Below are 12,019 nucleotides of genomic sequence, written 5' to 3' on the forward strand. Positions count from 1 at the left end.
AACTAAATCTTATAAACCAATTTTAATTATGACTAAAAAACTAAAATGCTTTGTTTTTTCAATCCTCATTATCCTGATCGTGATTTCATGCCGGAGTCCGAAACCGATACAAAACGAAAATAAAATTCAAACCATCACAATTACCGAAACTGTACATGATACTGTTTTTAAAATTGCAAAAGACAGCAGTTCTTATAATGCATTATTAGACTGGTTCGACTTGTCCTATCCTAAAATAGATTTATAAATAACAGAAATCAGCTCAAAACTAAAATTCCTTAAGTCGTTTAAAATCTAAAATTTCATGGAATAGAAAACTAATTAATAAAATCCTATTGTTAAGCCGCCAGCACAATTTTAAACAATATTTTTTTTCAGAAGTTTATTTAGCCCCCATTTTAGATGATTTAATCAGATGGAAGTGATTGCAGCTGACTATTAATATTACGGAATACAATCTCTATTTTTTACAAACTTGTAATAATAAATTAAAAATGAGTACAAATCATAACAGAATCAAAGTTGCGGATTTAGAAACAGATCAGCCTAATAAAATTTTAATAACTAATCAAAATGGTGAATTAGAGTTCAACGATATCAAAAATATCCAAATAAACAACTACAATGCTCTTGATTATACTGCCGAAGGAAAAGCATTAGATGCCAGACAGGGAAAAGTTTTAAAAGATTCAATAGATGCTTTGAATAGCACAAAACAAAACAATTTTACCGAGGCAAATGTTGGAGCCTTCGAAAACACAGTTCCAACTTTAACCATAATTGCTGATACTGATAAAATGCCATTGCTTGTTGGGTCGCTTCGCCGAATGATCAGTTGGGCAAATTTTAAAGCACTCTTTAAAACAGTAAATGGGAATTCATTATTTGGTAATGGCAATATTGTCACTCCAAATATGGACACAACAACAGCTCAGCCGGTTTCTGGCGTGAAAACTTTCTTGAACTTAATGCTAGGTTTACGAAATGTGTCAAACACATTTACATCATTTGTCACAAATTCGGCAACTGCATCAAGAACTTGGGCTTTTCCGGATAAAAACGGAACCGTTGCAATGACTTCTGATTTACCAACAAATATTTTAAATACAGGAACCCAGCATAAACTGGTTAAATATCTAAATACCGCAGGTACACAGGGAGGGGAATCACGATTAAAAGATGATGGTACTTATTTAGGTATTGGTTCTGTCTCTCCTATTGCTTTGGTAAAAGATATTCAACTAGGAAGAGATGGAAATAAAGAAATAGGTATAGAACAAAGCGATTCTATTACTAATGGAAAAAGTTTAATAATTTCAGCAGGAAGGACAATTAATTTTCAGGAAACCACTGCTTTTTTACTCTCTCAAAATATTGATACTATCTGTTTTGGTTCAACTCATGCTGATAATGGGGATCTCTATATCGGATCTCAATCCGGAAACATCTATGTAAAACCTAAAGGAAATGATTTTTTTACATTATCTACATCAATACCTGTGCAGGTGAGAGGTATGGGTCGAGATTATAGTAATAATATTTATGCTTGTAGTTCAGCTATTTATAAAAGAACTAATGCTGCCGGTGTATGGACTGCTGTAGATTCTAACAATAGATCTTGGAGACAAGTTAATGGTCATCCAAATGGTAATATATATGCCACATGTGGTGGAGAAATTACTTTAGGAGATATTTATATGCAAACAGGAGGATCAGGTCCATTTGTCACTTTAGGACAAGGAGATAGAAATTGGGCAGGAATAGCCTGCCATCCGAATGGAAATGTTTATGCGGCAGTTTACAATGGAGATATTTATATGCAAACTGGAGGAACCGGCGACTTTGCAGGGCTTGGCCAAACAATAAGATCATATTACCAAATGGCTGTAATAGGCACAGATATATATGCGACCTGTTATAGCGGGGCTATTGTTAAACAGACAAATGGAACAGGTAATTTTATTGATATAGGAATAGGCAGCCCTGATGCAAGAGGGGGTATCACTTCTTCTTCAGAAGGTGTTATTTTCTACACTCTTACTAATGGCATGGTTTATAAAAACCAATCAGCAATTGGCACACCCAATCTAAATGGAGGAACTTTAAGATTAAATGCGGGCACGGGAAAAGGAACAGGACAATCAAGAGTGCAAATTACAACAGGAGCGAAAATAACTTCTGGTACAAATATGCAAACAGAAATTATTAGAACTCAATGGGATGAAACTGGATTAATGAAACAGTATGGAAATGTTGAAATTACAGGACTTACCAAATTGGGACAATATACTACTGCTGCCAGACCTGAATGGCAATTAGGCTTTGAATTTTTCGACACAACTATAAATAAAAAAGTGATTGGCGGTGCCTCAGGATGGGAGGTAGTAACGAGTTCATAATTAAAATACTCTAATTCATTAAAAAAAGAACCCTTTATGAATTTTAGTTCGCTGGGATAAAAACGTAACTATTAAAGGCTCGCATATTGGCCGGCTTGACATTGTTAAAAAGAAGGGGGAAATTTTTACTCAAAACCTTCTAATGCTGAAAGTATATCCATTGGTATAGAGAATGGTTTCCCTTTGAATGAATTATTAAATAGTTCACAACTTCACAAAGCTGCAAAACACCTTTACCAAAGCATTACGCCATTTAAATCTTTATAAATCAGTAAAAATCAAATTACAACTCATGATAAACAATTTAAAATACATTGTTTTTTTATTCTTAGTTCTGGTTTCATGCCGAAGTCCGAAACCGATACAAAACGAAAATAAAATTCAAACGATCACAATTACCGAAACTGTACATGATACTGTTTTTAAAATTGCAAAAGACAGCAGTTCTTATAACGCATTATTAGACTGTGTTAACGGAAAAGTAGTTGTTAAGAATGTTACTCAAGCCGAACCAGGGCGTACATTAAAAAGCCCAAAGGTTCGCCTTGAGAACAACAAACTCAACGTAAATTGCGAACTCAAAGAACAGGAACTCTACGCACGATGGAAGTCTCAACAAATAAAAGAAACCGAAGTAAAAACCATCAATACCACAAAATTTGAAAACTATTTGACTTTTTGGCAAAAGGTACAGATTTGGCTGGGAAGAATTTTTCTATTGGTGCTGATTTATTACTTTGTAAGATTCATTAGGAGATTTTATCACTTATTTTAACAAGTGTATAATGATATAGTTGATCAGACTTATGATTATTGTTTTTAAATTAGCTTCGATACTAAATTAGAACGCTTTTTTAAAACAGAATTCGCCTCAAATCAATTTAACAATATCACACTACTATGAAACAGCTCTTTACACTCGTTTTCTCTTTCTTATCATTGTTTATCTGTGCCCAGCAAAAACAGACGCACCAAATAAAAATCTATCTTGAAGATGCTGAAACAGGAAAGAACATTGATGATGCAAAAGTAACTCTTGAAGGTTTTGAAATTCCTCCGATCATTGGTCTGTATGACAAAAAAGGCAAGTATTATTATTTTAGAAAAAAAAACAATCAAGATTATACACTTATCTACATCGAGCACAAAGATAAAGAACCACAAACCTTTAAAACTAAATCTTTTCCACAACAGTTAAGTTTAAAATTGTACAAAAAAGGAACAACTATTGAGACGAAAACTGAATATATAAAAAAGTGGAACGACGATAATACAAATAAAACAAAAGAGGATTCAATAATCAATAGAATACATACTGTTGTATCTACATTAGACCACTATAAAACACTTATATTATTAAAAAACTCATCCAATTTAACCTATTCTAAAATTAGATCAAAAATAGATTCGATAGTTGTTCCGTTGGGTTTAGAGTATATTGATGATCTTGTTCCAAAAATGTATTTTATAAAGTTTTACGGCTCAGAAAACTGCTCATCTCTAATTGGCGAAAACTCAATAATTTGCAACATCGATGAAAATAAATCTTTAAAAAAATTCTTTAAAGAAAACCCTTCACGTGTACGTTTTGCAGGCACCACAATTTGTGGTAGCGAAGAAACAATTACTGATTTTTTAAGCGAGAACAAAGATCCTTACAATAATCAATATGATTGGGAAAAGAATTGCTACATCTTACCGTACAGAAAAAAAAATAAAAAAGCTTTTAGGGTAGAAAATGATAGTGTATTAAACAAAATTAAAAAAAATACATCTGAACTTGAATTTGGTAAAATTATATACAACAAGTTTAATATTTATGAAGACGTTTTAAGTAACAAATCGGTTCCTAAAAAACAAATTACCGATTTTACAGAAAGACTATCTTCAAAAATTATCGATGAGTTAGATGTTGCAATAATGAATTATGCTTTTTTAAACAATTATAATTACGATTACTCTCGAATTTTATTAATGGATTACAACATACAATCCTTACATCTAAACAAATATGGTCTATCTGAATCTAAGGACCTAAACAATCCACCCCCCCTTACATTTAAATCCAAGTGGAGACATTCTTTCCTACTTGATGAATTTTCTTTGTACCCTGAAAAACAAACAACAGATTTTTACAACAAAACATCTTGTAACCTCCAAAGATTTATAGGTTACAGTTTTTTATTCGATTAAACTAAAAAAAAATGAGAAATTGGCATCATAATATAATTAGATTACCACAAGCAATTGCTAAAATATCAAATCGTTCTCCTCTAAATATTGGAGTAATGGAAGGAGATATTGAATATGAAATGTTAAATAACCCCGACAGTTTTGGCTTTAATTATCAAGCTGTTAACGAAGGACTACAAGATTCTATCTCTAAAAAAGTCATTCATTTTATCCCTTCAAGTCCTGTACGAGCTGAACTAACTGCAATAAGACCAAGTTCACATGCAACATCCGTCGCTGGTGTAATCGGAGCAAATGATACTCCAACTTTACCTATTAAAGGAGTTTTACCTGAAAGCTCTATTTTTAATTTTAAAAATTCGGTAATGAATTTTTTAGTTAATTCTGGCATCAAATGGGATATTTATCAAAATAATCTCACAGCATCCAATATCTTAGATCCAGATTTAAAATTAGACAACTCCAAATTAGGAGTACTTAAATATGAATTTGACTCAAATTTCACATCTGAACAAGCTAGTGTTCCTATTATAAATTCAAGTATTGCTTATAAAAATTTATGGGATTTGCCTCGGAGAAAGGATGAGATAAGTATGCAAAATTCTGTAATGCATATGTTTAATACAATCAAGGCTTACAGTAATAAAGGAAGAGGAACATTAATTTGTCTTGCTGCGGGAAATGACGATAAAAATACTAAATCAATCCAATCTTTATCTAATTATAATTATCCTTTTATTGTTGCCGCTTCTTGTTTAACAAATGGAACTACAATTGGAAATTCTACTGAAATTCGTTCGGGTTACAGCTCGTACGGAGATCAAATCGATTTATGCGCTCCTTCTAGCGGAAGATTTGATTTACAAAAACCTCCTCAATTAATTAAACGACAAATATTCACTACAACAAATAAATTTTGTGGCGATATAGGAACCAATAGTGAGGTTTATAAATTTAATATCAAAACGGTTATAGGCAATAATCAAATCACATTAGATAAAATTAACGGATTATATCCTGGAAATTGTATAGAAATAGGAGATCCTTTGAAAGATCAACATGAGGTTATGATTATTAAAAGTATTGATCCTGTAAACAATTTAATAACATTTACAAAAGACAGATTTTTTACCATAGGTGCCAGTATAGTAAACCAAGATATTAGAGTTCCAGTATTGAAAAATTCTGGCACTATAATAGGCAGCACATTGGTTATAAATAATCCTAGAGGAATGGGCTATATTGGACAGAAAATTTATATAGGAAATAATAGTGTAGGACACGAAACTACCATAAAATCAATTATATCTCCTGCTTCAGGTTCTGCAATAAATACTACTACATTTTTACTTAGCTCTGGTATTCCCGCAAACATATCACAATTATCAACTTATGACATTATTCCTGATCAGATTGTTCTTAAGGTAAAGAAACATATTTTGGATACTTCTGCTTCTTCAGATTCTTCAGATTACATATTTACTTTAGAACCCAATGATCAAATCAAAGTACCTTGTGCATTTGCAGGGGGATTAATGCTTCTTACTGGAGTATATAATAATGGTACAGATCCCGCTTTTGACGTAGAAATAAAAGCTCACATCAAGCAAATAGACTTAACTACTAAACAAATAACTATTGAGAAAGTAGATCTTACTGATATAATAATTTCAGAAATCAAAACCATTGGTTATGGCAGTTATACCTCTAGTTTTGGGGGAACTTCCTCTGCATCACCATTAGTAGCTGGCGTAGCCGGGCTTTTACTTCAAGCCAATCCAAATTTAAATGTTCTTGAATTAAAACATATTTTAAAAGAAAAAGCTAATAAAATAGATGGATCATATTCTATCGAGAGTAATAATGCATTGAAGAACTACGGATACAACGTAAATAAATTTTTAGGAGCTGGGAGAATAAATGCCGAAGATTCCGTTCAATTAGCACTAGATTGGCATGACCCTGCAAAATCCCTAACTGTTTTTAAGCCCAACTTGTCAATTGCTGATAAATCAACTGGTTATGGTATATGGATAAAATCTAAAGATGAAAAATCTAAAGATGCTCCTAATTCAACAACTCCATTCAATACAATTAACACACAAAAAGACCATAAAATATACGTTAAGGTCTTAAATAATGGCAACAGAGAAAGTTTTATTGAATCGGATATAAGAATTTATATTGCATTCACAGATGATCAAAATCCTTTGTTTCCATTTCCAGAAAAATGGTATGACCAAAAGGACGTGAAATTTTTAGCTATTAAAGATCTGGGTATAATCTCAAAAAGTCCAGCTCCTGGAAATGCTTCTGAAAAAATCATTGAAATAGAATGGAAAAAACCTGCTGCTTTTTGGGAACTTCACAATCCAGTATCTGCTAATGGTTTAAGAAAAAGAGCTTATATTTTAGCACATATTGCTCCATTTGATGGATTATTCGAAATGGATAACACCGATCCTCAAAATCCTATTAATCTTTCATTAACGAATATTAACAAAAATAAGCATTTAGCTTGCAGAGAAATTTTTTGGCAACATACATCAATTAAAAACAAAACAACTTATCTACCAGGCAATAATTTAAATATAAATGTAAAATCTGAGATGATAGACAAAACATTCGATTTAAGTATGGAGAATGTTTTAACTGCAGATTTAGACACAATGCAGATTAAAGCGAGCAAAAAAAATCGTCAAAATCAAAATGTTGAAACGGTAACTTACCAGAGAACATCAACGGGCTGGGAAGTAGAAAATAGTTCTTTTAATTGGATAAATTTTGAAACACCAGTAGAATCAGTATCTATTTACAGTAATTGCAAGAATATCACATTTCCGCATAAATTGTCAATAAATGAGGACGAAGACGAGATCAAATTACAAATCATAAACTCAAACGCCTAAACATGTCAACAATATACGATTTTATATACACACTAAGTAGTGAAGAAACTCAAAATGAGAGCTTTTATAACAGCACAGCAACAACAGCTAAAACAGAATATGGGCCTAGCTCTCACTTTTTTGTAGATGAAAACCTGTTGTCAAATATTCTTGCAACAAATTATGCTTCCGATGCATTTGGTCCTTGTGGTACAGAAGTAAATAATGTGACGACAAAATTCAGAACGACGTCTAAAGTTCGAGCATCAGGCACAACACCCGTCAAAGTTTTTGCCATTGCTAATGGTCAAGTAATAATTCAACCTCAAACAGACGATGAAACAAAAGTAAATTTAATTTTAAAACCATCTGATACTTATGCACCACTTAAAATTAAATATTTTATTTACAGAGGAGTAAATAAGTCTGATTTAATAGATAATGATAAATTAAAACCTGTCAGTGATGATATAAATCAACCAAATTTTTTAAAGAAACTATGGACTCAATTTACTGCTTATAATACATCCATAAAAAATCCAATTACAGGAGCTAACCTTCCGGTTCCAACTGAGTTTCCATCTTCTTTGATTGGTTATGATGATACTCAATTAGATAATACACTTATTGAAAATTATTTCACAAAAAAAAACATTTCAACTTCTTATCAGATACCACAATGTGAAGCTGGCGAATACTTGGGAAATTTTACGGGAGAAATAGGACTTGATATTGTTTTAGATTATGGCGACTATCAATTACAGAACCAAGAAGAGTTATTCAAATTAGACTTGAAATTTGCCAGAAAGAAAGAACACATTTTCGATACAACAAATGTTCCTCCCTCCATTAATGATACAAAACTTAAAAGGTACAAAGAATACATTCATCAGTTTATGGATGCTGCTGCTTTTTGGGGATCACATATCGAATGTGGAACTATTAAAACAATTGGTAATCAAACAGGTTCAAAAACAAATAACGATATTTTTAGCAAAATTCTTAGCAAATATCAAACTAAAAATAAGATATATGTTTACATACAAGGAGAAAATAACAGAAGCTATAATTATTATGATTCCACAAGAACGGTTTATGGACTATCACCTTCTGCCGACGGAGAATTAAATAATACATCTGGGTGGCCAATTATTATAAAAGAATTAACATCTAGCACTGCTGCAGATAAAACTAAAAAAATTATTTTTAATTTAAAATATAAAATAGACTCTAAAATTCCTGAACCTGAAAGACATATTCTTGTGGATGTTATAGCTGCTAATAAAAATAACACATCTTCATATCCAATGGTGGAAAGACCACTGAACCCAGTTTTGCCCTCACCTATTCCTGAATTTTTAGCAAACAAAACGTCTTCCATTCCTATTAATTTTCAAATCAACAATACTAAATCTTGTGCAAGCTTCCTATTCCTCTATGTAAATTTAAATCAAGAATTTCCATTAAAATCTTATTATAATGATCTATTTCCATTAAATATTGATACTCATCATCCATCCTCAGCTATTGACACTGAAAATAATAACTCATGGGCTATTTATGATAAAAGCCGAATGGTCAATCTTGATGATGTTCTAAATATTGGTGCATCAATACAAAACAAAATCTTTTTCGATAATGGAAAAACAAAAATTTCAGATCTAATCGTAAGAAAATCAAGAAGATTATATTTGGCTGCTTTAAAACGTAATTCTGATAAAAATTTAGAATCTAATAATCTTAATTTCGATAAATTTGAGTCTGCTTCTTTAAATAATATTACCGAAAAAGAAAAATACATCCAGAATTTATATCGAAATTTAGATTTTTTAATCTATAAAGGCACATTTAAAGATGGTGAAACTACCATCAAATCACTTGCTTTATTTAATAAAAATAGTTTAGATGCAAAAAAAAGTTTTTTTCATCTAGGTATTACTAATGAAGAATATAATAGATTAGTTTACGATCAAATTGAAGAAACATCTACTCAATATTTGCCTCTTGACGCCGAAAATGTTTTTTTTCACCTTAACGAAATAGAGGATATACCAAATCTATCTGACCAAAATATTCAAAAATTTAAAGTTGGCTTACGCTATGAAAATAATGAGGGAAAAATAGAAAAATTATTTCCATCAAATGATTTATTTGTATATACATTAGATGGACACTATTTTTTCTCAAAAGATTATTCAGAATTTCAAGAATTTTTTGAAGAATATCCAAAGGCTAAAGCCGACTTTAGAACAAGACAACCATATCGTGGTGAATATGGATTTGACTGGATGCGAGTAAAAGATACTTATATGCCTGATACTGGATATGGTGATTATCCAGGTGATGATGTTCCAGGAGATATCATTTATAAAGACAATGTTGGTAAATTATATACTGATGAAACTAAAACAACTGTTGTCAGTGATATAAATCGTAGAGTTGGTGTTTTTGCTACGAGCTCAAAAATGTATAAGAAGCTTGAATTAGAATATAAAGTTTTCCCTTTTCAATGGCAACAAGAAAAAACAGATCAATATTACAGCCCTTTACTTACAATTTATCCCCCGTACGTTCTCTCTACAAATAAAACAGATTTAGATAGGCAATCAATTTTTAGTCCGCCTTACAACGATGATGTGAATAGAGTAGCTAAAATGAACTTACAATTAAACATTACTGATGAACCAATAAAAATTGAACTAAAATATGACACAAGTCTTTTTGACATTACATCAAGTAAATCCATCTCAAACATACCTAAAACAAAAGGTAAACACATATTAGACATCACAATAAAGTGCTTAAAAGAAATTGAAACAGAACAACTTATAAAAGTACTAGCATTTTACAGTAATTCTACTGATGGAAAAATAATTGGCTTTTTAAGAGTTAATGCAAATGGGGCAACATCAAGAATGTCCAAAAAAATAGCTTTAATAAGTGTAGTAACTAATATAAATGGAATAAAAACTCCTGATTTAGCATCAAAAGCATTAACTATCAAAAAATATTTAAGACAAATTTTAATAACACCAGTTATTAGTACATTTGAATTAAAACTTACAAATGATCAAAATGAAACCGATCCTTCTTTTAAATCCAACTATGTCCAAAATATATCAGGAAACAATGTAATTATTAGTGATAAAAGAGTAAATGGAATTACTGAACCTGGATTCACTCGACTAACAGATTTCCTTCTTTCTCAAAATGGTCCAGCAAATAAAATAAAGGATTATTATAAAGATCATTATATCATGTTTGTTTTTGATGAAGATGGAGGAAGTATTAACAATGATGTATATAGCGATAGAAATGGTTTTTCCGAATCTAGCAGAAAAGTTATCGTGGTGAATTCTGAAGGCGCTTATACCCCAGCACACGAGTTATTGCACGTTGCAGGTATTCCACATAGTTTTACAGCTTATGAAGCTGCAAAATCAGCTAAATTCACGTATCGTCCACTTGCTACTGATAACCTAATGGATTATGCATCTCCTAGATTTTCATTATGGAATTGGCAGGGAAAATTAGCCCGAATGAATGCAGAAATAGAACCTTAAAAAAATTGTAATGAAAAATCTCATTAGAATAGCCACAATCTTAATACTTTTTCAAGGTTGTTATGTCCAAAAGAGCATTAAAACAGGTAAAATTAAAATTAATAATTCATTCGAAAAATTTGATGGAGATAAAATTTATAGTGAAATAAAAAAAAACAGTTCTGATACTATTTATCTACATTATAGACCTGACAGCTTTACCATTATTGATAAAGATGGAAACCGTCTAATCGATTATCATAAATTTCTTGGAGATAAGTTTGGATATTTTGGATATGATTATTCTAAAGATCCATTAATTGGAATATTCCGAGAGTTCTATTCAAATAAAAATATAGAAACCAAGGGAATTTACTGCTGGTTCGGGTTTAAAATGGGTAAATGGTACACCTTCTCTCAAGAAGGTAATTTATTATCTGTAGAAGATTTTGATGATGGTTATAACTTCAATGCAGATAAGGTTTTCCTATATTGTAAAAAAAACAACATTCCTTTAGAAAAAGGAGGATACTTTAAGACTTTTTATCCCTATAAAACCAAAATTCGAAAATTTAAATCTGATACTAAAAACTATTGGATTATTGATTACCCCGATTATGAAAAACAAATGGATATCAAAATTCAAATTGATGCTTTAGATGGTAAAATATTAAAAAGATCAGAAAAGCCATTTTATATTGGCGAATAAGTATGAATTATTTACAATATTGAATTACCGCTATAAAACTCTTACTTACTTTTTTACTAGTGATCACATATAAATGTTAATCCACAACAAATATGGTCTATACATTTTAGGACATTATACAATTATTTTTATACTTAAAAATTAGCTGCCCTTTGATTTAAAAACCTAAATTATCATAATAAGCACATTGATAAAACTCATCTTTTACAATATTTATCTCTTATTCTATAAGTAAGTAACTAATTCTTCTAAACAAGAATATTATAGATGAACTGTAGATTAATGTCC

Annotated in this window: 7 protein-coding genes; all 7 read left to right on the forward strand. The window is 30.9% G+C overall.

Annotated features, from left to right (window positions below):
* Positions 1–28 precede the first annotated feature (28 nt).
* The 7 genes from L1276_RS12875 (at position 29) to L1276_RS12905 (ending at position 11,731) form a co-directional block, all read left to right on the forward strand.
* A complete protein-coding gene (locus L1276_RS12875) occupies positions 29–247 on the forward strand; it encodes a hypothetical protein (RefSeq protein ID WP_253788381.1) in 219 nt (72 codons plus the stop codon).
* Positions 248–494: 247 nt separating this feature from the next.
* A complete protein-coding gene (locus L1276_RS12880; RefSeq protein ID WP_253788383.1) occupies positions 495–2,399 on the forward strand; it encodes a hypothetical protein in 1,905 nt (634 codons plus the stop codon).
* Positions 2,400–2,691: 292 nt separating this feature from the next.
* Positions 2,692–3,174, forward strand: coding sequence for a hypothetical protein (locus L1276_RS12885; protein ID WP_253788385.1), 483 nt, complete (start codon positions 2,692–2,694; stop codon positions 3,172–3,174).
* 125 nt (positions 3,175–3,299) lie between these two features.
* On the forward strand, positions 3,300–4,592 hold the full coding sequence (locus L1276_RS12890) for a hypothetical protein (protein ID WP_253788386.1): 1,293 nt from the start codon (positions 3,300–3,302) through the stop codon (positions 4,590–4,592).
* A gap of 11 nt (positions 4,593–4,603) precedes the next feature.
* Entirely contained in the window at positions 4,604–7,501 is a 2,898-nt protein-coding gene (locus L1276_RS12895) for a S8 family serine peptidase (protein ID WP_253788388.1), read from the forward strand.
* A 2-nt stretch (positions 7,502–7,503) separates the two neighbouring features.
* The gene (locus L1276_RS12900; RefSeq protein ID WP_253788390.1) at positions 7,504–11,043 is read left to right on the forward strand and encodes a hypothetical protein; all 3,540 of its coding nucleotides are present in this window, start codon (positions 7,504–7,506) and stop codon (positions 11,041–11,043) included.
* A gap of 10 nt (positions 11,044–11,053) precedes the next feature.
* Entirely contained in the window at positions 11,054–11,731 is a 678-nt protein-coding gene (locus tag L1276_RS12905) for a hypothetical protein (RefSeq protein ID WP_253788392.1), read from the forward strand.
* Positions 11,732–12,019 lie beyond the last annotated feature (288 nt).

The sequence above is a fragment of the Flavobacterium sp. HSC-32F16 genome (assembly GCF_024171645.1).
GTDB lineage: Bacteria > Bacteroidota > Bacteroidia > Flavobacteriales > Flavobacteriaceae > Flavobacterium.

Bases quoted from the DNA above. Each gene is read 5' to 3' on its own strand.
- L1276_RS12875 (WP_253788381.1), top strand. From the start codon at position 29: ATGACTAAAAAACTAAAATGCTTTGTTTTTTCAATCCTCATTATCCTG.
- L1276_RS12880 (WP_253788383.1), top strand. From the start codon at position 495: ATGAGTACAAATCATAACAGAATCAAAGTTGCGGATTTAGAAACAGAT.
- L1276_RS12885 (WP_253788385.1), top strand. From the start codon at position 2,692: ATGATAAACAATTTAAAATACATTGTTTTTTTATTCTTAGTTCTGGTT.
- L1276_RS12890 (WP_253788386.1), top strand. From the start codon at position 3,300: ATGAAACAGCTCTTTACACTCGTTTTCTCTTTCTTATCATTGTTTATC.
- L1276_RS12895 (WP_253788388.1), top strand. From the start codon at position 4,604: ATGAGAAATTGGCATCATAATATAATTAGATTACCACAAGCAATTGCT.
- L1276_RS12900 (WP_253788390.1), top strand. From the start codon at position 7,504: ATGTCAACAATATACGATTTTATATACACACTAAGTAGTGAAGAAACT.
- L1276_RS12905 (WP_253788392.1), top strand. From the start codon at position 11,054: ATGAAAAATCTCATTAGAATAGCCACAATCTTAATACTTTTTCAAGGT.